The 22,705-nt window shown below is 64.5% G+C and carries 19 protein-coding genes; 9 read left to right on the forward strand and 10 right to left on the reverse strand.

What is annotated here, in order from left to right:
* Positions 1 to 151: 151 nt before the first annotated feature.
* The 5 genes from AC1RUK_RS26030 to puuE form a co-directional block, all read right to left on the reverse strand.
* Positions 152 to 2,137: a CocE/NonD family hydrolase gene (locus AC1RUK_RS26030; RefSeq protein WP_481838354.1), complete on the reverse strand. Its 1,986-nt coding sequence runs from the start codon at positions 2,135 to 2,137 to the stop codon at positions 152 to 154.
* An 83-nt stretch (positions 2,138 to 2,220) separates the two neighbouring features.
* A complete protein-coding gene (locus AC1RUK_RS26035; RefSeq protein WP_481838353.1) occupies positions 2,221 to 2,814 on the reverse strand; it encodes a nucleoside deaminase in 594 nt (197 codons plus the stop codon).
* Positions 2,814 to 3,317 carry an ureidoglycolate lyase gene (locus tag AC1RUK_RS26040; protein ID WP_481838352.1) on the reverse strand — a complete coding sequence of 168 codons (504 nt, stop codon included), beginning with the start codon at positions 3,315 to 3,317 and terminating at the stop codon, positions 2,814 to 2,816. Before AC1RUK_RS26040 ends, AC1RUK_RS26035 begins: the two co-directional genes overlap by 1 nt.
* The gene (locus AC1RUK_RS26045) at positions 3,314 to 4,177 is read right to left on the reverse strand and encodes a bifunctional allantoicase/(S)-ureidoglycine aminohydrolase (RefSeq protein WP_481838351.1); all 864 of its coding nucleotides are present in this window, start codon (positions 4,175 to 4,177) and stop codon (positions 3,314 to 3,316) included. Before AC1RUK_RS26045 ends, AC1RUK_RS26040 begins: the two co-directional genes overlap by 4 nt.
* An 11-nt stretch (positions 4,178 to 4,188) precedes the next feature.
* Complete coding sequence (gene puuE, locus AC1RUK_RS26050; RefSeq protein WP_481838350.1) at positions 4,189 to 5,613, reverse strand: allantoinase PuuE; 1,425 nt, start codon at positions 5,611 to 5,613, stop codon at positions 4,189 to 4,191.
* A gap of 175 nt (positions 5,614 to 5,788) precedes the next feature.
* On the opposite strand from puuE, the gene uraH reads away from it, so the two are divergent.
* From uraH to AC1RUK_RS26075, 5 genes are all read left to right on the forward strand, one after another.
* Positions 5,789 to 6,160, forward strand: a complete 372-nt coding sequence (gene uraH, locus AC1RUK_RS26055) for a hydroxyisourate hydrolase (RefSeq protein WP_481838349.1) — start codon at positions 5,789 to 5,791, stop codon at positions 6,158 to 6,160.
* Positions 6,161 to 6,163: 3 nt separating this feature from the next.
* Positions 6,164 to 7,645 (forward strand): xanthine dehydrogenase small subunit, encoded by a 1,482-nt coding sequence (gene xdhA, locus AC1RUK_RS26060; protein ID WP_481838348.1) that lies wholly within the window; start codon positions 6,164 to 6,166, stop codon positions 7,643 to 7,645.
* A complete protein-coding gene (gene xdhB, locus AC1RUK_RS26065; RefSeq protein ID WP_481838347.1) occupies positions 7,645 to 9,993 on the forward strand; it encodes a xanthine dehydrogenase molybdopterin binding subunit in 2,349 nt (782 codons plus the stop codon). The genes xdhA and xdhB overlap by 1 nt, the downstream gene beginning before the upstream one ends.
* Positions 9,994 to 10,054: 61 nt before the next feature.
* Positions 10,055 to 11,041 (forward strand): xanthine dehydrogenase accessory protein XdhC, encoded by a 987-nt coding sequence (xdhC, locus tag AC1RUK_RS26070; protein WP_481838346.1) that lies wholly within the window; start codon positions 10,055 to 10,057, stop codon positions 11,039 to 11,041.
* Between the two features lie 127 nt (positions 11,042 to 11,168).
* On the forward strand, positions 11,169 to 12,005 hold the full coding sequence (locus AC1RUK_RS26075; RefSeq protein ID WP_481838345.1) for a PhzF family phenazine biosynthesis protein: 837 nt from the start codon (positions 11,169 to 11,171) through the stop codon (positions 12,003 to 12,005).
* A gap of 6 nt (positions 12,006 to 12,011) precedes the next feature.
* Here AC1RUK_RS26075 and AC1RUK_RS26080 read toward each other — a convergent pair whose 3' ends face one another.
* The 3 genes from AC1RUK_RS26080 to AC1RUK_RS26090 are packed head-to-tail and all read right to left on the reverse strand — an operon-like array spanning position 12,012 to position 15,213.
* Positions 12,012 to 13,277: an LLM class flavin-dependent oxidoreductase gene (locus AC1RUK_RS26080; RefSeq protein WP_481840134.1), complete on the reverse strand. Its 1,266-nt coding sequence runs from the start codon at positions 13,275 to 13,277 to the stop codon at positions 12,012 to 12,014.
* Positions 13,274 to 14,233 carry an LLM class flavin-dependent oxidoreductase gene (locus AC1RUK_RS26085; protein ID WP_481838343.1) on the reverse strand — a complete coding sequence of 320 codons (960 nt, stop codon included), beginning with the start codon at positions 14,231 to 14,233 and terminating at the stop codon, positions 13,274 to 13,276. The genes AC1RUK_RS26080 and AC1RUK_RS26085 overlap by 4 nt, the downstream gene beginning before the upstream one ends.
* A gap of 59 nt (positions 14,234 to 14,292) precedes the next feature.
* Positions 14,293 to 15,213, reverse strand: coding sequence for a LysR family transcriptional regulator (locus AC1RUK_RS26090; protein WP_481839387.1), 921 nt, complete (start codon positions 15,211 to 15,213; stop codon positions 14,293 to 14,295).
* A 139-nt stretch (positions 15,214 to 15,352) separates the two neighbouring features.
* Between AC1RUK_RS26090 and AC1RUK_RS26095 the strand changes: the two genes are divergently transcribed.
* From AC1RUK_RS26095 to AC1RUK_RS26110, 4 genes are all read left to right on the forward strand, one after another.
* The gene (locus AC1RUK_RS26095) at positions 15,353 to 16,570 is read left to right on the forward strand and encodes a urate hydroxylase PuuD (protein WP_436170365.1); all 1,218 of its coding nucleotides are present in this window, start codon (positions 15,353 to 15,355) and stop codon (positions 16,568 to 16,570) included.
* A gap of 2 nt (positions 16,571 to 16,572) precedes the next feature.
* Positions 16,573 to 17,886 carry a guanine deaminase gene (gene guaD / locus AC1RUK_RS26100; RefSeq protein WP_481838342.1) on the forward strand — a complete coding sequence of 438 codons (1,314 nt, stop codon included), beginning with the start codon at positions 16,573 to 16,575 and terminating at the stop codon, positions 17,884 to 17,886.
* 73 nt (positions 17,887 to 17,959) lie between these two features.
* Positions 17,960 to 18,463, forward strand: a complete 504-nt coding sequence (locus AC1RUK_RS26105; RefSeq protein WP_481838341.1) for a heme-degrading domain-containing protein — start codon at positions 17,960 to 17,962, stop codon at positions 18,461 to 18,463.
* Entirely contained in the window at positions 18,460 to 19,725 is a 1,266-nt protein-coding gene (locus AC1RUK_RS26110; protein ID WP_481838340.1) for a glycerate kinase type-2 family protein, read from the forward strand. The genes AC1RUK_RS26105 and AC1RUK_RS26110 overlap by 4 nt, the downstream gene beginning before the upstream one ends.
* Before the next feature lie 27 nt (positions 19,726 to 19,752).
* Here AC1RUK_RS26110 and AC1RUK_RS26115 read toward each other — a convergent pair whose 3' ends face one another.
* Together AC1RUK_RS26115 and AC1RUK_RS26120 are read right to left on the reverse strand one after the other, a co-directional pair.
* Positions 19,753 to 21,174, reverse strand: coding sequence for a glutamine synthetase family protein (locus tag AC1RUK_RS26115; protein WP_481838339.1), 1,422 nt, complete (start codon positions 21,172 to 21,174; stop codon positions 19,753 to 19,755).
* Positions 21,171 to 22,553 carry an aspartate aminotransferase family protein gene (locus AC1RUK_RS26120; RefSeq protein WP_481838338.1) on the reverse strand — a complete coding sequence of 461 codons (1,383 nt, stop codon included), beginning with the start codon at positions 22,551 to 22,553 and terminating at the stop codon, positions 21,171 to 21,173. Before AC1RUK_RS26120 ends, AC1RUK_RS26115 begins: the two co-directional genes overlap by 4 nt.
* Positions 22,554 to 22,705: the final 152 nt, after the last annotated feature.

Raw genomic sequence — 22,705 nt, forward strand, 5'->3', positions numbered from 1 at the left:
GAGTTCCTCACTCTGTTGGTTCGACCTGAATGGTCGTTTTCTCGTTTCTTGTGAGGAGAATAATGACCGCAAGGGAAAGCAGTAAGCAAGACCGAATGCGACATGCCGTGGCGTAAATCGCACGTCGCAATTGGACCAACCGGGCGAGCACTCACAACAGCGCGCGGGGGATTTTCTCCTCGAAGTTGCGCTCGAAAACCAGCTTTTCGCCTTCATAGGCTTCGATTCTGGCGCTAACCGTGAAGCTTTGTGCGTCAGATCGCATCTCAGCCGATGTTTCGGTGCGCACCGACCATCCATTTCGCGACAAGGTCTGCGTCCAGTGGGTATTTCCCGACGCTGAAAGCGGATCGTCGGGATGGATCGCCCATGTCTCGCGCACGACGCTGCCATGGGCGAGACCGTGCTGGAGATCGCGCACCTCGCCGAAATCGTCCGTTATGGACAGCGTGACCATGCCGGTCTTCTCATCGCGGTCGATATGGCGTTCGGAATTGGCGGGCCGAATCGTCTCCGTCACCCATGGCGTGGCTCCTTCCGGAGCTGCGAACGTGATCTCGTCGCCTTGAGCCGGAGGGCGCAGCGGCAGCGTCAGCGTCGCGGCCTTGAGCTCGAGACGGACCGGTTCGGGCGACGGCCAGATCATCGGCCAATAGGCGTTCGACACGGCAACACGCAAACGGTGGCCGGCCGGCACGCGGTAGGCGCATTGGTCGAGCACGACCCTGGCGGTGGCGGGCTCGCCCGGCACCAGCGGCTCGGGGAATTCATGCGAGTTGCGATGCGTCAGGTTGAGCACGCCGTAGGAGATCAGCTCCGAGGCGCCGTCGGGATGCACATCGCATAGGCGTACGGCAATGTTCGCCTGGCGCCGATCCGCCTTGAGCCAGACCAGAACTTCCGGCGCGCCGACGATATCGATCGCTTCGCCGAGCGGCGGCTGATCGAAACAGACCGACAGCGCATCGTCCGGACGTTGGTCGCCGGGCAGTTCCGGGCCGAAGGTGAAGGGAAAATATTCGCCGCCGGCAAGGCCGCAGGACTGCGGCGAGGCGATGATGACCGGCCTGTCGCCCTCGGCGATGAGTTCGATCGTGTGCGCCTTGATGTCGGGCGATGGCCAAATCTGTTCGGCAATCCAGCGCCCCGGGCGCTCGGGATGCCAGCGCGCGGGACGGACGCTGTCCATGACATAGGCGCGATAGGCGGGATCGGCATCGAGGCCGGTGTCGAGGCCCTTCAGCCAGCGGTCCCACCAGCGCAAGGCTTCCTGCAGGAAGCCGATGGCGGGCTGCGGTGCCGCGTAATGCGGGTATTTGTGGATCCACGGGCCGACGATGCCCTTGACCGGCGCCTCGATGTTGCCGACGAGGTGAGAAATCGTGTTGCGATAGCCGTCGTGCCAGCCGCCGATCGACAGCACGGCGGCATGGATGGCGGAATAGTCCTCGCAGATCGAGCCGCGTTTCCAATAGGCGTCGCGGTGCTGGTGTTTCAGCCATAGCGGCGCCAGGAATGGCTGGTTCTCCAGCCGGGTCAGCCACAGATCGCGCCATCGGTTGTCGCCGGCGATCAGCGGATCGGGCGGCCGCGACGAATAGGACAGCATGGTCGAGGCCCAGCCGAAATTCTCGATCAGCAGGCAGCCGCCCTTGTAATGGATGTCGTCGGCATAGCGGTCGACGGTCGAGCACAGGCTGATCACCGCCTTCAGCGCCGGCGGCTGCATCGCCGCCACCTGCAGGCAGTTGAAGCCACCCCAGGAAATGCCCATCATGCCGACCTTGCCGTTGCACCAGGGTTGGGAGGCCGCCCAGGCGATGACGTCGCGGGCGTCCTGCAATTCCTGCTCGGAATATTCGTCGTCCATCAGCCCTTCGGAATCGCCATTGCCGCGCATGTCGACGCGGATCGAGGCGTAGCCGTGGCCGGCGAAATAGGGATGCGTCAGCTGATCGCGAGCGATGGTGCCGTCGCGCTTGCGGTAGGGCAAATGCTCGAGGATCGCCGGCACCGGATCGTCGCCGGCATCTGCCGGCATCCACACCCGCGCCGACAGCCGGCAGCCGTCCGGCATGACGATGCCCATATCAGGGAATTCGACGACCTTGCGCGGGAATTCGGCGACGGTTTTCATGCGAGGACTCCAGGAACGCCAGATGATGGAGCCCGCTGGGTCGCGTCGTGGGCCAGCCAACGAATTCGGCTGGTCAATCCGCGTCAGTTCAGCGGAATGTCGTTTTCGGCCTTGCTCGCCTGATAGGCGCCCGACAACTCATCGTAGCGGGCGGAAATCTTGCCGATCCGCGCTTCCAGGCGCTGTCGCTCGGCTTCCGGCAACGAGCGCGCCAATCTGCGAATCGAAAAGCTCTTCCAGTAGGCGTTCTCGGCATTGTAGCCGCCGGGATCGAGGGTGAAAACCTCCTTCAGGATCTTCAGATCGTGCGGGATGGCGAAAGAGTCGCGCGAATCCTCGTGGCTGAACAGATAGTAGAAATTGTCGAAGCCGGTCCAGGTGATCGCCGACAGGCAGAGCGAGCAAGGCTCGTGCGTGGCGAGGAAGATGGCATCCTTGGTGTCGACGCGCTCGGCCCTGGGCATTTCATAGAAGCGCTTCAGGCAGTGCACCTCGCCGTGCCAGAGCGGATTTTCCATCTCGTTGTTGGTTTCGGCCAGCACCAGCGAGTGGTCGTCCTTGCGCAGGATCGCCGCGCCGAAGAGCTTGTTGCCATGGGCGACGCCGTCGGCCGTCTTCGGCACGATGTCTTGCTCGATGACGTCGAGCAGGCGGTCGATCAGCGAAATGTCGGTCATTATTGCTTTCCCTCGGGAAGATGGATCTCGTAGGGGTGCGAGAAATGGCACTCTTCGAGGTTGGAGCCGTCGCCGCCGCGGTCGACGATGACAAAATCCTGGGCCTCGCCGATCGGCGTCAGCACGCCGTGCCAGAGGTTGCGCGGATAGTTGACGCCTTGGCCGGGCGCGGTGATGAAGGCGTGCGGTTCGCCGGGGCCATCCTTGCCGTCATGGCAGACGACGACAAGGAACGGCCGCGGCGACAGCGGGATGAAGGCCTGGCTGCCGAACGGATGGCGCTCGACCATGGTCAGCTTCAGCGGCAATTCGTAAGGCGTTCCGCGCACCATGGAGATCAGCACACGCGCGTTCGGCCCCTGCGCTTCGGCGGTGGCGAGATCGTGGTAGCGCTCGGCCTTGCCGCCATTGATCGGGTAGTGGTTGTCGCCGCCCATATCGATGACGTCGCCGAATTCGGCGAAGCTTTCGCGGGTCAGCGACCGGGCAACGATGCGGGTCACCGGGCGCGATCCCCGAGACCCGCTCCGCCGAGCTTGGCGTGCCGGTTGACGTCCTTGTAGAGCAAATAGCGGAATTTACCGGGGCCGCCGGCATAGCAGGCCTGCGGGCAGAAGGCGCGCAGCCACATATAGTCGCCGGCCTCGACCTCGACCCAGTCCTGGTTGAGGCGGTAGACGGCCTTGCCTTCCAGCACATAGAGGCCGTGCTCCATGACATGGGTCTCGGCGAAGGGGATGACAGCACCCGGCTCCAGTGTGACGATGGTGACATGCATGTCGTGGCGCATGTCGGCGGGGTCGACGAAGCGTGTCGTCGCCCAGCGGCCGTCGGTGCCGGGCATCGGGGTCGGCGCAACGTCTTGCTCGTTGGTGAAGAAGGCCTGCGGTACATCCAAGCCTTCGACCGCCTCATAGGCCTTACGGACCCAGTGGAAGCGGACCGCAGCCTTGCTTTCGTTACGGACGGTCCAGCCGCTGGCCGGCGGCAGGAAGGCAAAGCCACCCGGCTTCAGCATATGCGTCTTGCCGGCGAGCGACACGCTGAGCTCGCCCTCGACCACGAACAGCACGCCCTCGGCCCCGGCATCCGGTTCCGGCCGGTCGCTACCGCCTCCCGGCTCGACCTCTACGATGTATTGCGAAAACGTCTCGGCAAACCCCGACAGCGGCCGCGCGATGATCCAGACCCTGGTCTTGTCCCAGAACGGCAGGGCGCTGGTGACAATGTCCTGCATCACGCCCTTGGGGATGACGGCATAGGCCTCGGTGAAGACGGCGCGGCCGGTCAAAAGCTCGCTCTGGCCGGGGTGGCCGCCATGCGGCGCGTAGTAGGTTCGCTCGGGCGTCTTGATCATATCCATGTGTCCTGACCCTATTGCGGCAGCATGTCTCTCAGCCGAAGCAGCGCGATGCGCTCGACCTGTTTGCAGGCGGTGTCGAATTCGGCGCCGCGGCTGTTGCCGATGCGCGCCTCGAACTCCGCCAGGATTTCTTCTTTGGTCTTGCCCTTCACCGCGATGATGAAGGGGAAGCCGAAAGTGGTGACGTAGGCGGCGTTGAGCTTGGAGAACAGCTCGCGCTCCTTGTCGGTCAGCGCGTCGAGCCCGGCCGACGCCTGTTCCTTCGTCGATTCCGCCGTCAGCCGCCTGGCCTTCGCCAGCTTGCCGGCAAGGTCCGGGTGGGCATTGAGCACGGAGAGCCGCTCGGCCTCGCTGGCCGCGCGGAAGACGCGGCAGAGCGCGTTGTGCAGGCCGCCGGCGCTGTCATGCGCCGGGCCGAGCTCCAGCTCGTAGGCACGTTCGGCGATCCACGGCGAATGTTCGAAGGCGCCGCCGAAGGCATGCACGAACGCTTCGAATTCCATTTTCGACGGGCGCAGCGCCGACAGCCGGCGCGGATGGTTTTCGTGCCAGTGCCTAGCGATGTCGATGCGCCGCGCCAGCCACACTCTGTCATGCGACTTGACGTAGTCGACGAAGCGCTTTAGCGCCGCGACGCGGCCCGGCCGGCCGACGAGCCGGCAGTGCAGGCCGATGTTCATCATGCGCGGCCGCCCTTGCCTGCCCTCGGCATAGAGCGTGTCGAAACTGTCTTTCAGATAGGCAAAGAACTGGTCGCCCGAATTGAAGCCTTGCGGCGTGGCGAAGCGCATGTCGTTGGCGTCGAGCGTATAGGGGATGACGAGCTGCGGCTTTTCGGCACCTTCGCGCTCGAACCAGTAAGGCAATTCGTCGTCATAGGTATCGGACACGTAGTCGAAGCCGCCCTCCTCGGCCACCAGCCGCACCGTGTTGACCGAGGTGCGACCTGTATACCAGCCGGTCGGGCGTGCGCCGGTCACTTCGTAATGCAGGCGGATCGCCGCTTCGATGTCGCGGCGCTCGTCGTCCGGCGCATGGTCGCGGTAGTCGATCCATTTCAGCCCGTGCGAGGCGATCTCCCAGCCGGCCTCCTGCATCGCCGCCACCTGGTCGGGCGAGCGCGCCAATGCCGTGGCAACGCCGTAGCAGGTGACCGGCACCTGTGCTTCGGTGAACAGGCGGTGGAGCCGCCAGAAACCGGCGCGGGCGCCATACTCGTAGATCGATTCCATGTTCCAGTGGCGCTGGCCGACCCAGGGGGCCGCACCCACGATCTCGGACAGGAAGGCTTCCGAAGCCTTGTCGCCGTGCAGCACGCAGTTCTCACCGCCTTCTTCGTAGTTGACGACGAACTGCACTGCCACATGCGCGCCGCCAGGCCATTTCGGATCCGGCGGATTGGCCCCGTAGCCGCGCATGTCCCGTTCGTAACGCATTGTCACTCCTGCCGGATGTTGAGATGAAGATATCGAAAGGAGTGCTTGCGCATTCCCCCGAAAATTTTTGAAAGTGCTTTTTGTCGCGCTCCGCTCGACCGGGACTTATGCATCGCCTTTAATGGGCGCACAATTCACCAGAAACGTTCGACTGTACCGGAATGGGAGACGGCCAGTGGCAGAAACGTCGAAAGCCGATGGCGGGCGTCTGACGACCCATGTCCTCGACACCGCGACCGGGAGGCCGGCGAAAGGCCTGTCGATCGAGCTTTACCGCATCGAGCGCCAGGCCCGCACGCATCTGAAGACGGTGGTCACCAACGATGACGGCCGCTGCGATGCGCCGCTGCTTGCGGGCGCCGACTTCCGCACCGGTGAGTACGAGCTGGTCTTCGCCGCCGGCGATTATCTGCGCCGGCACGGCAAACTGCCCGAACCGGCCTTTTTGGACAGCGTGCCGATCCGCTTCGGCATGGCGGAGCCGGTGCACTATCATGTGCCGCTGCTGATCTCGCCATACGGCTATTCGACCTATCGGGGAAGCTGAGACATGGCCAGGATCAAGACCCGCAACGAGATCCGCTTCATCCTCAACGGCGAGGATGTCATGCTGGCCACCGTCGCGCCCGACGAGACCTTGCTCGACTGGCTGCGGCTCAGCCGCACGCTGCGCGGCACCAAGGAAGGCTGCGCCGAAGGCGATTGCGGCGCCTGCACCGTGCTGGTCGGCAGGCTTTCCGCCGGCAGGCTGGTCTATGAAAGCGTCAACGCCTGCATCCGCTTCCTCGGCTCGCTCGACGGAACCCATGTCGTCACCGTCGAGCATCTGCGCGGCGACGGCGAAAAGCTGCACCCCGTGCAGCAGGCAATGGTCGATTTCCACGGCTCACAGTGCGGCTTCTGCACGCCGGGCTTCATCATGTCTCTCTATGCGCTGTGGATGCGATCGCCCGAGCCTTCGGATGCTGCGATCGAAAAGGCGCTGCAGGGCAATCTCTGCCGCTGCACCGGCTACGAGGCGATCGTGCGCGCCGCCCGCGCCATCTCCAGTTACGGCAAGGCGGCAAAGGACCGGTTGGCGGCGGAGCGCAAGGCGATCACCGCCAAGCTCGCGGCGATGAAGGACGGTTCGCGCATCGAGATCGGTGCCGGCAAGCAGCGGCTGGTCGTGCCGGCCAATGCAGATGATCTGGCCAGCGTGCTCGACAAGGAGCCCGGCGCCACCATCGTTGCCGGTTCGACCGATGTCGGCCTGTGGGTGACCAAGCACATGCGCGACATCTCGCCGGCAGTCTTCATCGGCAATCTCGATGGTCTGTGCACGATCTCCGAGGACAGGGACGTGATTTCGATCGGCGCCGGCGTCACCTACAGCGAGGCGTTCTCGATGTTGGCGAAGCGCATCCCGACGCTCGGGCCGCTGTTCGACCGTATCGGCGGCGAGCAGGTTCGCAATATGGGCACGATCGGCGGCAACATCGCCAACGGCTCGCCGATCGGCGACACGCCGCCGCCCCTGATCGCGCTCGGCGCGCGCCTCACGCTGCGCCGCGGCAAGAAGCGCCGCACGATCCCGCTCGAATCCTTCTTCGTCGCCTATGGCGAGCAAGACCGACAGCCGGGCGAGTTCGTCGAGGCCGTGCATGTACCGGTGCCGGCCAAGGGCACAAAGTTTGCCGTCTACAAGATCACCAAGCGCCGTGACGAAGACATCACCGCCGCGCTTGGCGCTTTCTACCTGACCTTGGCCAAGAACGGCACAGTGGCTGATATCCGCATCGCCTATGGCGGCATGGCGGCGACGCCGAAACGGGCCTTCGGCGTGGAAAAGGCGTTGCTCGGCAATCCGTGGACGGAAGCGACGGTGGAAGCGGCGATGGCCGAATACGCAAAAGACTTCACGCCGCTGACCGATACGCGGGCCTCGGCCGAATACCGGGCGATGGCGGCGAAGAACCTGTTGCTGCGCTTCTTTGTCGAAACCACCGGAACCAAGGCGCCGTTCCAGGTTTCACGGTACGAGGCGGCGTGATGACCAAGCACACCCCCAACCTCAAGGCACAAAAAATCTCCGGCGGCGTTGCCACCGACCAGCGCCATGATTCCGCGCACAAGCATGTCAGCGGCACCGCCGTCTATATCGACGACATGCCGGAGCCTGCCGGCACGCTGCATGGATGCCTCGGGCTTTGCACGGCCACGCATGCCACGATCACAAAGATGGACCTGTCGGCGGTGCGCTCCGCCCACGGCGTCGTCGACGTGCTGACGGCGAAGGACGTCCCCGGCGAGAACGACATTTCGCCGACCGGCCGCCATGACGAGCCGGTGCTGGCCGACGGCAAAGTGCAGTTCTACGGCCAGCCGATCTTCTGCGTCATCGCCGAGACGCGCGAACAGGCGCGCCGCGCCACCAGACTGGCCAAGGTCGAATACAAGGAGCTGCCTTTTGTCACCGACATCGGCGCGCTCGATCCCCGCAAGGACAAGCTGGTCACGCCGCCGCTGACCTTGAAGCGCGGCGATGCCGCCGCCGCGATCAAGGCGGCGCCGCGCCGGCTCAAAGGGCAAATGCGTGTCGGCGGCCAGGATCATTTCTACCTGGAAGGCCATATCGCCATGGCCATCCCCGGCGAGGACGATGACGTCACCATCTATTCCTCGACCCAGCATCCGAGCGAAGTCCAGCATATGGTCAGCCATGCGCTCGGCGTGCCGAGCAATGCCATCACGGTGGAAATCCGCCGCATGGGCGGTGGTTTTGGTGGCAAGGAAACGCAAGGCAACCAGTTTGCCGCCTTGGCCGCGATCGCCGCCAAGCGCCACCATCGCGCCGTAAAAATCCGGCCTGACCGCGACGACGATATGATCGCCACCGGCAAGCGCCATGATTTCCTCGTCGACTACGAGGTCGGCTTTGACGATGACGGCAACATTTTGGGCGTCGATTTCATGTTCGCGGCGCGCTGCGGCTTCTCGTCGGACCTGTCCGGCCCGGTCACCGACCGCGCGCTGTTCCACTGCGACAACACCTATTTCTGGCCCGCCGTGCATGCGCAGTCGGCGCCGCTCTACACCAACACCGTGTCGAACACCGCCTTCCGCGGCTTCGGCGGCCCGCAAGGCATGGTCGGCGCCGAGCGCGTCATCGATGAGGTTGCCTTTGCCGTCGGCAAGGACCCGCTCGAGATCCGCAAGCAGAACTTTTATGGCACCTCGGATCGCAACATCACGCCGTATCATCAGACGGTCGAAGACAACATCATCCACCGCGTTGTCGCCGAACTGGAGGCGAGTTCGGACTACACAAGGCGCCGCCGCGTCATCGAGGCCTTCAACGCCAACAGCCGCTTCATCAAGCGCGGACTGGCACTGACGCCGATCAAGTTCGGCATCTCGTTCACCGCCACGCACTACAACCAGGCCGGCGCGCTGGTGCATGTCTACACCGATGGTTCGGTGCATCTGAACCATGGCGGCACCGAGATGGGGCAAGGCCTCTATCTCAAGGTCGCGCAAGTGGTGGCGGAAGAGTTCCAGATCGACCTCGACCAGGTGAAGATCACCGCCACGACCACCGGCAAGGTGCCGAACACCTCGGCCACCGCCGCGTCCTCCGGCTCCGACCTCAACGGCATGGCGGCGCAGAACGGCACCAGGCAGATCAAGGACCGGCTGACCGACTTCGCCGCCGAAAAATACCAGGTGCCGCGCGACCAGGTTGTCTTCCTGCCGAACCGGGTGCGCATCGGCAACCAGGAAATCGCTTTCGCCGATCTCATCAAGCAGGCCTATATGGCGCGCATCCAGCTTTCGGCGGCGGGCTTCTACAAGACGCCGAAAATCCACTGGAACCGCGACAAGGGCCAGGGCCGCCCCTTCTACTATTTCGCCTATGGCGCGTCGTGCTCGGAAGTGTCGGTCGATACGCTGACCGGCGAGTACATGGTCGAGCGCACCGACATATTGCACGAGACCGGCCGCTCGCTGAACCGCGCCATCGACCTCGGCCAGATCGAGGGTGGCTTCATCCAGGGCATGGGCTGGCTGACAACCGAGGAACTTTGGTGGGACGGCAAGGGCCGGCTGCGCACGCATGCGCCGTCGACCTACAAGATCCCGCTCGCTTCCGACCGACCGAAGATCTTCAACGTGACGCTGGCCGACTGGCCGGAGGCGAGCGAACCGACGGTGCATCGCTCCAAAGCGGTCGGCGAGCCGCCCTTCCCGCTCGGCATGTCCGTGCTGCATGCGCTGTCGGATGCGGTGGCGAGCGTTGCCGATCACAAGATCTGCCCGCGCCTCGATGCGCCGGCGACACCGGAGCGGGTGCTGATGGCGATCGAGCGGCTGAAAGTCGAGGCCAAGACGAAGGTGTGAATCGGCCAAATCGTGCAAATCCGGTCGAAAACGCCTATATTTCCCAATCGGGAACGCGAAAATGAACTCGAAAGTGCACAGCCTGAAAGCCTTTTTAGCTGGTGCCGGCCGGGTTGCCCTGGTCGAAGTGGCAGGCACGAAAGGCTCGACGCCGCGTGAGAAGGGCGCCTTCATGCTCGTCTCGCGTATGGCGATCTTTGGCACGATCGGCGGCGGCCAGCTCGAATATATGGCGATCGACAAGGCACAGCAGATGCTTCTCGGGGAGATGGCCGCGAAGCGACCAGAGGGGGCCGGTAGCGCGAGACTTGGGAAAATGTCGGGCAGTGCCGCGGCGGCCCCACCCGGCGGCTTCGCCGCCACCCTCCCCTCGAGGGGGAGGGGAGCCCGCATCGAGGTCGACGAAGTCTGCGCCACGCTTGACGTGCCGCTTGGGCCGGAAATCGGCCAGTGCTGCGGCGGCAGGGTCGAGGTGTCGATTCGGCTGCTCGACGCGGCGCTTGAGGCCGAACTGATCCGCAATGCGGAAGCGGAAGAGGCGCGTCTGCCTCACGTCTATCTCTTTGGCGGCGGCCATGTCGGCCAGGCGCTGGCATCGGCGCTGGCGCTTTTGCCCATTCATGCCGTCGTCGTCGAGACGCGCGCCGACGCACTGGAAGGCATGCCGGAAACGGTCGAGACGAGGCTGACGCCGATGCCCGAGGCCGTGGTGCGCGAGGCGCCGGCGGGATCGGCCTTCGCCATCCTTACGCACGACCATGCGCTTGATTTCCTGATCGTCGCTGAGGCGCTGAAGCGCGACGATGCCGCCTATGTCGGCATGATCGGTTCGAAAACCAAGAAGGCGACGTTCAAGAACTGGTTCCTGAAGTCGGCGGACGGCAGCGAGGCGGAATTCGCCCGCCTCGTCTCGCCGATCGGCGGCGATGCCGTCAAGGACAAGCGTCCGCAAGTGATCGCAGCGCTGGCGGCCGCCGAGATCATGACGGCGCTGGTTGCCCATGCCGCCTCGGCTTCCGTTTCAGCTGGAATGCAAGTGGCCGGGTGACTGCGCCGGCTTAGCCGGCAAATCCAGCGGGCTGTGACCCCCACTCACAGCTGCTCCTCGCTTTCTTCGTTTCCCAAATCGCCCGAAAAGACGTTTGCTGCGCGCCTTCAACCTGGGCGGAAACGAGATGAACATATTGCGAATCGCGGCCTTTTCGGATGGCGACACCGGTGGCAATCCTGCCGGGGTGGTGATAGGCGATGCCTTGCCCGATGCCGCTACAATGCAGCGTGTCGCTGCCGAGGTCGGATTTTCGGAAACCGCCTTTGCCGCCCCCGAGGGCGATGGCTGGCGGGTTCGTTACTTTTCGCCTGAAACCGAGGTTCGTTTCTGTGGCCATGCCACGATCGCGCTCGGCGCGGGCCTCGTCCGGCAATTCGGGGACGGGACTTTTCCACTGATCCTCAACCAGGCCGGGATCACTGTCGAAGGATTTCGCGACGGCACGAACATCGCCGCCGCGCTGCAGTCGCCACCGACGCGCAGCAAGGCCGCTCCGCCCGAGCTTCTCGCAGAGACGCTGACGCTGTTCGGCTACTCGGCTGAGGTTCTCGACCCGGCCATTGCGCCGGCATTGATCCATGGCGGCGCCGACCATCTCGTGCTGGCGCTGAAGTCACGCCAAGCGCTGGCTGCCATGGCTTATGATTTGAAAGCCGGGCAGGCGCTGATGCGGCGCGAAGGGCTGGTCACGATCCTGCTCGCCTATGCCGAGACGCCGCGCCTTTTGCATACCCGCAATCCGTTCGCGTCGGGCGGCGTCTATGAAGACCCGGCGACAGGTGCGGCGACCGCCGCCTTTGCCGGCTATCTGCGCGACCTCGGCTGGCCGCATGGTGGCGCCATCGATATCGTGCAGGGCGAGGATATGGGCATGCGTTCGCGGCTCCATGCCGATATCCCGCCGACGCCGGGCAGCTCGATCAGGGTGTCCGGAAGCGCGCGCATGATGGACGTGAGCTGAGGCGTTTCACACCGGCCGTTTCAGGCCGAGATGGTCGCGCAAGGTGCGGCCTTCGTATTCCTCCCGGAACAGGCCGCGCCGCTGCAGTTCCGGCACGACGAGCGTGGCAAACGAATCGAGCTCGCCGGGGAACCAGGAGGGCATCACGTTGAAGCCGTCCGCGGCGCCGCCTTCGAAGCGCGCCTGCAATTCATCGGCGATCTGCGCCGGGGTACCGACGACGCGCCAGTGGCCGCGCGCGCCGGCGAAGTGGCGGGCAAGGTCGCGGATGGAAAGATTGTCGCGGCGAGACTGCTCGATGACCAGCGCCTGCCGGCTCTTCATCCCTTCGCTGGGCGGCAGTTCCGGCAGCGGTCCGTCGATCGGATAGCGCCAGAGATCGGAGATGCTGAGATAGCTGGAGAGCAGCGCGACGCCGACGTCGTCGGGGATCAGCTCCTGCAATTCCTCATACTTCTCTTGGGCCTCGGCCTTGGTTGCCGCAACGACCGGCGCCACGCCCGGCATGATCTTGATGTCGTCCGGCTCGCGTCCATAGGCAGCCAGCCGCCCCTTGAGATCGTCGTAAAAGGCTTTTGCTTCCTCGAATGTCTGCGCCGCGCTGAACACGACATCGGCGGTCCTGGCGGCAAGGTCCTTGCCGTCCTCCGATGCTCCTGCCTGCACCATGACCGGCGCGCCCTGCGGCGAGCGCGGCAGATCGAGCGCATCCTTGACCGAGAAGCTTTGGCCATCATGGCTGAGGCCGCCAGTGTCGGCGCCGCGCCAGAGGCCTGTGACCACGGTGGCGAATTCACGTGCCCGCTCATAGCGGTCGGCATGCGGGCGCAGGCCGGTCAAGCCGAAATTGGCAGCCTCGATGTGGCTAGCCGAGGTAACCAGGTTCCAGCCGGCGCGGCCGCCGCTCAGCTGATCAAGCGACGCGAAGGTCCGCGCCAAGCCATAGGGCTCGTTGTAGCTGGTCGAGGCGGTCGAGACGAGGCCGATGCGCTCGGTCTGGACGGCGATCGCCGCAAGCAGGCTGATCGGCTCGAAGCCGATCGAGCGCGAGGTCTGGCTGGCGATGCCGACATTGGCCTCGCGCAGGCCGGCCGCATCCTCGCAGAAGATCATGTCGAGCTTGGCCGCCTCGGCCGTCCGCGCCAGCTGGATGTAATGGTCGATGTCGATACCCGCCGTGACATGCGCCTTGGGATGGCGCCAGGCGGCGATGTGGTGCCCCGTCGCCCACAGGAAGAGACCGAGCTTCATCTGTCTTTTGTGCGCGGTCATGGCCTGTTGCCTCCGCCAAGTCCGAGATGCGCGCGCAGCGTCGTGCCGGTGTAGTCGGGCCGCAGCAGGCCGCGACGGCGAAGTTCCGGCAGGACGCGATCGGCGAAATCGTCAAGCGCCGTAGGCAGCGCCGGCAAGACCAGGCTGAATCCGTCGCAGCCTTCCGGGCCGAACCACGCTTCCAACCTGTCGGCCGCAAGCTCGGACCCTGCAGCAACGGTCAGCAGCACCTTCACGGCGTCCGGGCTACGGCCATTGGCAAGCGCCCGTCGTTTCAGGTCGTCGCAAGCGGCATTCGCGCCCTCCGGCGATTGTTCCTCAAGCAGGATTACGTCGGCGATGCGGGCGGCGAAATCGAGGTCGGCTTCCGACAGGCCCGACATCACCAGCACCGGCGTGTCCTGCGGCGAGCGCGCCACATTGAGCGGGCCGCGCACCGAGAAGAACTCGCCTTTGTGGTCGAGCAGGTGCATCTTTTCCGGGTCGTGGAAGCGGCCGCCGATCTTGTCGAACAGCAGCGCATCCGTATCCCAGCCCTTCCACAAGCCCTGCACGATGCCGATGAACTCTTCCGCACGGCGGCCAAAATCATCGTCGGAAATGCCTTCCGGCCGGCTGAAATTGGCCGCTTCGCGCGGGTTTTGCGACATCGTCACGTTCCAGCCCACTCGGCCATGGCTGATGATGTCGAGGGAAGCAAAACGGCGCGCCAGATTGTAGGGCTGGTGGGCAAGCGTCGAGGCGCTGGCAACGAGCCCGATCCTTTCGGTCACGGTCGCCAGTGCCGCCAGAAGGGTCGTCGCCTCGAACGGGCTGCCCGATTGCTGGCTGCCACTGGAATCGGAAATGCTGACCATGTCCAGCCCGGCCGCTTCGGCCTTCCGCACGAAACCAGCCAAACGGCTGAAATCCAGTTCGGCAACGGAAGCAATATTGAGCGACACAGCGAGATGCATGACGCGAAGCTAAGTTCACCTGCGTTCAAGGCAACCCTGTCGAGTGGGCCAGCGGACCGTCATTTGCCGGCCAGCAGATCCTTGATCAGCCGCTGGCAGCGCTCAGCCATGAAGTCGAGCAGCAGCCGCACCTTCGGGTCCTGCAGCTTCTTGTGCGGATAGACGGCGGCGAACTGCACCGGCGTCGGCGGCGTGTCGGCAAGGATCACCTTCAGCCGCTGATCGCGGATGAACGGCTCGACCTCGAAGCGCGGCTTGTTGATGATGCCGCGGCCGGACAGCGCCCAGCCGGTCAGCACGTCGCCATCATCGGTGTCATAGGGCCCATGCACCTCGAATTTCTGCGGGCCGCCGGGCATCTGCAACGTCCACACATATTCGCGCGCACCGGAATAACGCAGCATCAGGCAGTCGTGCTTCTTGCCGATCAGTTCGTGCGGCTCGCTCGGTTCGCCGCGCGCCTCCAGATATTTCGGCGCCGCCACCAGCACGCGCTCGCATTCCATGATGCCACGCATCCGGAGGCTGGAATCCTCGATGATGCCGAGACGGAAGGCAACGTCGATGCCTTCCTTCATGATGTCGACATTGTGGTCGGAGAGGCGAAGCCTGACTTCGATATCGGGGTATTTGTCGTGGAAATCGGGAATGCCCGACGCTACCAGCCGCCGGCCAAGGCCGAGCGGCGCGGTGACCCTGATCGTCCCACGCGGCTGGCCTGACAGCGCCGAGACGGCGGCTTCCGCCTCGGTGATCGCTTCCAGCACTTGCTTGGCACCGGCATAGAACACGGTGCCATGCTCGGTCGGCATCAACTGCCTGGTCGTGCGGTTGAACAGGCGGACGCCGAGGTGCTTCTCCAACTCCTTGATGCGGTTGGAGGCGACCGCCGGCGAAATGCGCATGTCGCGGCCCGCCGCCGACAGATTGCCGAGTTCGACGACGCGGACGAAAACGGCGATGTTGTCGAGATAGGCCATGCGGATTTCGTGGCTCTCAATGCGGCTCAGTATGCCAAGCCTAGTATTTTCCATTTTTTTTTGAAAGTCATCGCGCACCTCGCCTCTTTTCGTTTGCGCCCGACACCGTAAAGTCGCGTCATCGGCAGGGACGACTTCAATGATGGATTTCGCGATTTTCTGGGACTGGCTGAGTTTCGCCGTGCGCTGGCTGCATGTCATCACAGGCATCGCCTGGATCGGCTCGTCCTTCTATTTCGTCGCGCTCGATCTTGGGCTCCGCCAGCGACCCGGCCTGCCCGCCGGCGCCTTCGGCGAGGAATGGCAGGTGCATGGCGGCGGCTTCTACCACATCCAGAAGTATCTGGTGGCGCCGGCCGAGATGCCGGAGCACCTGACCTGGTTCAAATGGGAGTCCTACGCCACCTGGCTGTCGGGCTTCGCCATGCTGTGCGTGGTTTATTATGCGGGCGCTGACCTGTTCCTGATCGATCCGAATGTGCTGCCGATGTCGGTGCCGGTCGGCATCCTGCTGTCGCTGGCGACCATCGGCGTCGGCTGGGTGGTCTATGATCTTCTGTGCCGCTCGCCGCTCGGCAAAAGCGACACCGGCCTGATGCTGGTTCTCTACGGCGTGCTGGTGTTCATCGCCTGGGGGCTGACGCACCTGTTCACCGGCCGCGCGGCGTTCCTGCATCTCGGCGCCATCACCGCGACGATCATGTCGGCCAACGTCTTCATGGTGATCATCCCAAACCAGAAGATCGTCGTCGCCGACCTGATCGCCGGCAGGAAGCCCGACCCGAAATACGGCAAGATCGCCAAGCAACGCTCGCTTCACAACAACTACCTGACGCTGCCCGTCCTGTTCCTGATGTTGTCGAACCACTATCCGCTGGCGTTTGCTACCCAGTTCAACTGGGTCATCGCCTCGCTGGTGTTCATCATCGGCGTGCTGATCCGGCACTATTTCAACAGCGTCCATGCGCGCAAGGGCAACCCGACCTGGACCTGGCTCGGCGCCGCCGTGCTGTTCGTCATCATCATCTGGCTGTCGACGGCGCCCAAGGTGCTGACCGGCGAGCCGAAGGCCTCCGCCGCGGCCGAGGTCTACATTGCCTCGGCGCATTTCCCGGCCGTGCGCGACACCGTGCTTGGCCGCTGCTCGATGTGCCACACGCAGGAGCCGGCCTATGAGGGCATCTACCACGCGCCGAAGGGGGTGATACTGGATACGGACGCCAGCATCGCCGAGCACGCCCGCGAAATCTACTTGCAGGCCGGCCGCAGCCACGCCATGCCACCCGCCAACGTCACCCAGATCAGCGACAAGGAGCGGGCGCTGCTGGTCGCCTGGTTTGAAGGCGCAGGGAAATAAGCATGACCTCCATCCTTCTGCGCGGCCGCACGCTGTCCTTCCTGCGCTGGCCTGAAAGCATCGACGACCATGCCGCCTGGCGCTACGAGGAGGATGGCGGCCTGCTGATCCGCGATGGCCGGATCGTTGCGGCCGGCGCCTATGCGCAAGTCGAGAAACAGGCGGGCGAAGGCATCGAAAAAATCGACCATCGGCCGCATCTGCTGTTGCCGGGCTTCATCGACGCGCATGTGCATTTTCCGCAGATGCAGGTCATCGCCTCCTATGGCGCCGAACTGCTCGACTGGCTGAACAAATATACCTTTCCGGAGGAGACGAAGTTCGCCAACGCTCAGCACGGCCGCCGCATCGCCAGGCTGTTCCTCGACGAGATGCTGCGCCACGGCACGACGACGGTCGCTGCCTATTGCTCGGTTCACAAGGCTTCCGCCGAGGCCTTCTTTGCCGAGTCGCATGACCGCAACATGCTCAACATCGCCGGCAAGGTGATGATGGACCGCAATGCGCCGGATGGCGTGCTCGACACGCCGCAATCCGGCTATGACGACAGCATGGCGCTGATCGCCCAGTGGCACGGCAAGGGGCGCCAACACTACGCCATCACGCCGCGCTTCGCCATCACCTCGTCGCCGGAGCAGCTGGAAATGGCCGGCGCGCTCTGCCGCGAAAACCCCGATCTCCACATGCAGACGCATCTGTCGGAAAATCATGCCGAGATCGCCTTTACCCGGGAACTCTACCCGTGGTCGCGCGACTACACCGACGTCTACGAGCATTATGGGCTGCTGGGGCGCAAAAGCCTGTTCGGCCATTGCATCCATCTGTCGGAACGCGAGGCGGACGCGCTATCGGGCTCCGGCTCGGTGGCGGTGTTCTGCCCGACCTCCAACCTGTTCCTCGGCTCCGGCCTGTTCAATTATCAGCGCTACCGCACACGTGACAAAGCTCTCCGCATCGCCGCCGCCACCGATGTCGGCGGCGGCACCAACTACTCCATGCTGCGCACCATGGACGAAGGCTACAAGGTCATCGCGCTGAATGGCGAAAAGCTGAACCCGTTCCAATCCTTCTGGCAATTGACGCGCGGCAATGCCGAGGCGCTATCTGTCGCTGACAAAGTCGGCACGCTCGATGCCGGTACCGACGCCGACATCGTTGTGCTCGACGCTCGCGCGACACCGGCCATGCGGCTCAGGATGGAAACCATCGAAACCCTGGCTGAGGAGTTGTTCCTGCTGCAGACATTGGGCGATGACCGCGCTGTCCGCGAGGTCTATGTCGCCGGGCGACCGGCCAAGCGCGACATGCCGGCCTGACCTGGTGCGTTCCCCGCTTGACCCGGCGGCAGCCATCGGTCAAAGCGTGCGGCGACATTGACAGGGGAACGACATGGCCATTGCCGACGACATCGCTCTGATCAAAAAACAGGAAGCCACGCTCGTCTTGCCCAGCTTCGACGAGGCCGTCGCGTTCAAGATCGGTTCGGCGATCCGCGACCGCGCGCTGGCCGAGAACATGCCCATAATCGTCGACATCAGGACTTTCGACCGGCCGCTCTTCTACGCGGCGATGCCGGGCTCGAACGCCTCCAATCCCGATTGGGCGCGGCGCAAGATCAACGTGGTGAAGCGGTTCCTGAAAAGCACCTACCGCATGGTGCTTGAGCAGCAGCGCCCCGACCGCACCTTCAAGGTCGGCGAAGGGCTGGATATCGCCGACTACGTGCTGGCCGGCGGCGGCTTTCCGGTGACGGTCAGGGGCGCTGGCGTCATCGGCGTGATCGCCGTCTCGGGCCTGCCGGAGCGCGAAGACCACGGCGTCGTGGTCGATGCGCTGTGCAACTATCTGCGCATTGACGCAGCCGAACTGGCATTGCCGCCGGAAGCAAAATGACAGAATTCGATCCGAAGACCTTCCTCACCGCGATCTTCAACGCCGCGGTGGCCGCCGCTGACCCGGAACGGACGATCCGGGATCATTTGCCGGCGAAGCCAAAGGGCCGCACCATCGTCATCGGCGCAGGCAAGGGCTCGGCGCAGATGGCGGCTGCCTTCGAAAAGGTGTGGGACGGTCCGATCGAAGGGCTGGTCGTCACCCGCTACGGCTATGGCGCCAAATGCGAGCGGATCGAGATCATCGAAGCAGCGCATCCGGTGCCGGATGCGGCCGGCCTAGCGGCCTCACGGCGATTGCTGGAGAAAGTCCAGGGACTGACCGCTGATGACCTGGTGGTGGCGCTGATTTCGGGCGGCGGTTCGGCGCTATTGCCTTCGCCGGCCGGCGGCCTGACACTGGCCGACGAGATCGCCGTCAACGAGGCACTGCTTGCCTCCGGCGCGCCGATCGCGGCGATGAACACCATCCGCAAGCATCTCTCGACCATCAAGGGCGGCCGGCTGGCCGCCGCCGCCTATCCGGCCAAGGTGGTGTCGCTGGTCGTCTCGGATATTCCCGGCGACAATCCGGCGCTGGTCGCCTCCGGGCCGACCGTTCCCGACACCGGCAGCCGCGAGGATGCACTGGCCTCGATCGCCGCCTATGGCATGAAACTGCCGGCTTCGGTCATGGCGCATATCAATTCGCCGGCAGCCGATGCGCCACGACCGGACGATCCGCGCTTTGCGGCCAATGAGGTGCACCTGATCGCCTCGGCTGGTGTGTCGCTGGAAGCGGCGGCCACCGAAGCGAAGCGGCAGGGCGTGGAGGCCGTCATTCTTTCCGATTCCATCGAGGGAGAAGCGCGCGAGGTTGGCGGCGTGCACGCGGCGATCGCGCGCGAGGTCGCGACGCGCAACCGGCCGTTCCAAAAGCCGGTGCTGATCCTGTCGGGCGGCGAGACCACGGTGACGCTCCGCGCCAAGGGCAAGGGCGGCCGCAACTCGGAATTCCTGCTCGCCTTCGCCATCGGCATCAGCGGCATGGAGGGCGTCCATGCACTCGCCGCCGATACCGACGGCATCGACGGTTCGGAAGACAATGCCGGCGCCTTTGCCGACGGCTCGACGGTGTCGCGCATGAGGACGGCGGGTGTCGACGCCAAGGCGATGTTGGCCGGCAACAATGCCTGGATGGCATTCAATGCAACAGGCGATCTTTTCGTGCCCGGCCCTACGGGCACGAATGTCAATGATCTGCGGGCGATCCTGATCCGCTGAAACGGTCAGTCGGCTATCAAGCCCTAATCACACCTCATGCAGATAGAGGTGGTAGTCCAGTTCGCTGACGGTGCGGGCGACGCGCAGATATTCCGATTGCTTGATCGCCACGAAGGTCCGGTGCAAATCCTCGCCGAGCGCGCCTTTCAGGAACGTTGAAACCCGTGCGGCCTCGATCGCGGCGCGCCAGTCCACCGGCATCGTTGTTCGCGTGACGGCCGATTCATAACCGTTGCCGGTTGTTTCCGGACCGGGGTCGAGGCCGTCGTCAAGTCCTTTGACGATGCCGGCGAGCACGGTTGCCGCCACCAGATAGGGATTGGCGTCGACGCCCGAGGGTCGGTGCTCGATGCGCCGGTTTTTGGCGTCGCCCGCCGGTACACGCAGCGCCACCGAACGGTTGTTGACGCCCCAGGTCGGCGCCACCGGCGCATAGGATTGCGAGACGAAACGCCGCCAGGAATTGGCGTGCGGCGCAAACACCAGCATCGATTCCGCCATGGTCTGGATCAGGCCGCCGAGGCCGCGCAGCAGCGGCAGCGACCATGTCTCTCCGGCGGCTTCGGCAAAGAGGTTCCTGCCGGCATCGTCCTGCAGCGAGACATGGAAATGCATGCCCGAGCCGGCATATTTCTCGATCGGCTTGGCCATAAAGCAGGCGGTGACGCCATGACGGCGCGCCTGCGCCCGCACCAGCCGTTTCAGCATGACGAGATCGTCGGCTGCCCGCATGACGTCCTTGCGGTAGTTCAGCGTCAGCTCGTACTGGCCGGGCGCATATTCGGAAATCACCGTCTCGGCCGGAATGCCTTGCGCCTTGGCCGCGGCATAGATGTCGGAAAACAGCGGCTCCATGCCGTGCAGATGGTCGACGGAATAGACCTCGGTCTTGGCGGAGCGACGACCGTCGAGCACGGCATTTGCCGGTTGCACATTGCCGCCGGCATCGCGCTCATTGGCAAGGAGAAAAAATTCGAGCTCGAAGGCGCCGGCGGGATGCAGGCCTTTGGCCGCCAATATGTCCACTTGCCTGGCCAGCGCCAGCCGCGGGTCGGACGACATCGGCTGGCCGTCGAGATGGTACATCGCCATCAGCACCTGGCCGCGCGGCGGACTTGTACCGAACAGCGGCACCAGCGTGCCGGGGATCGGCCATGCCCGGAGGTCGCCGTCACCGGTCGTCCAGATCAACCCGGTCTCGTGCACATCCTCGCCGGTGATGTCGAGGCCGAGGATGGAGATCGGCATGTGCCGGCCGCCCTCGAAAATACTCATCAGCTCATGCCGGCGCACGATCTTGCCGCGGCCGACGCCGTTGGCGTCGGTCAAGACGATGTCGAAGGCTTCGATCTCGGGATGGGCGTCGAGGAAAGCTTTCGCTTCGCTGGGCGTCGAGCCCGAAGGTGAGGTCGCTACGGCAGTTGGGGTTGGCATGCGCGCTTGTCTCATGCCGCAAGCCTTGCCGCAACCGCGCCAAAGGCGGTGATCAGCCGATTGACCTGGGCGGCAGTGGTGGCCGGCGAGATCAGCATCATGTTGTGGAAAGGCGCAATCAGCACGCCCTGGTTGACCAGCGCGACATGGATCGCGGCTTCGAGCTCCGGCGCATGCGCTGCTTCGGCCTCGCCGCCATTCCTCAAGGGGTCGGGCGCGCAGATGAATTCGACGCGGGCACCGACACGGGCAGCATGCCAAGGCAGGCGATAGCGGTCGATGACCCCGGTCAGCCCGGCGTGGAGCCGCAGCGCCAGATGGTCCATCCGGTCATAGTTCGCCTTGGTCATCACCTCTTCCAGCGTCGCGCGCATCGTCGCGAATTGCAGCGGGTTGCCGGACAGCGTCGTGCCCATGCCGGAATAGCCCGGCTGCTTGGTCCTGTCATAGGCGGCATAGCGCGTGGCGACATCCTCACTCATGCCCCAGATACTCGCCGGCACGCCGCCGGCGATCGGCTTGCCGAGCACAAACAAATCCGGCTCCAACCCGTATGTCCTGGTGTAGCCGCCGGGTCCGGTCGAAATGGTGTGGGTTTCGTCGATCAGGAGCAGCGTGCCGGCCGCGCGGGTCAGCTTTCGCAACGCGTCATGGAAGCCGGGGTCCGGCAACACCATGCAGGAGTTGGTCAGCACCGGTTCAGTGATAACGCAGGCAATATCCTTGCCGCGCAACGCGGCTTCCAGCGCCGGCAAATCATTGAACTCGACAACCCCGGTTTTCTGGGTGAGGTCGCGGAATTCGCCGGCCAGTCCCGGCCGGTTGGCCGGTGTGCCGTCGACCAGCCGCACCATCGTCTCGTCGACCGAGCCGTGATAGCAGCCGTTGAAGACCAGGATCTTTTCCCGACCGGTGACGGCGCGGGCGACGCGCAGCGCAAAGCGGTTGGCGTCGGTCGCCGTCGTCGCAATCTGCCAGAACGGCAGGCCGAAATGTTGCTGCAACAGGGGGCCGATGGCGAGCGCGTCTTCGGAAGGCAGCATGTAGGTCAGGCCGCGCCCGGCCTGGCGGCGGATGGCCCGCGCCACCGGCGGCGGCGAATGGCCGAACATCGAGCCGGTGTCGCCGAGGCAGAAATCGTCGAGCCGGTTGCCATCGATATCGGTAATGGTCGCGCCTTTGGCGCTGGCGACCAGGATCGGGAACGGTGTCGGCCAGTCGTTCATCCAATGCATCGGCACGCCGCCGAAGAAACCGGGCAGGCCGTTGCCAATTTTTGCCGCCGATTTCGGCCGCGCCTTGCGGAAAACCTCCGCCTCCGTCTCGCACAGCCTGGCGATGCGGTCGCGGCCGATGCCACCGATCGAAGTTCTTGAATGGTCGATTGAATGCATGAGGGCCCTCTCGCCGGGCACTGTAGACAATCGCGGTCTCAACCCGCAATTGGCCGCCTGGTTGCCCTGCATTGGCTCAGCGCCACTCGCCTGCCGCTTGACCTCGAGGCAAACCCCGGTGCCAATACGGCCGGGCTTGTGGTTTTGGGGGA

It is taken from the genome of Mesorhizobium monacense (assembly GCF_056781675.1).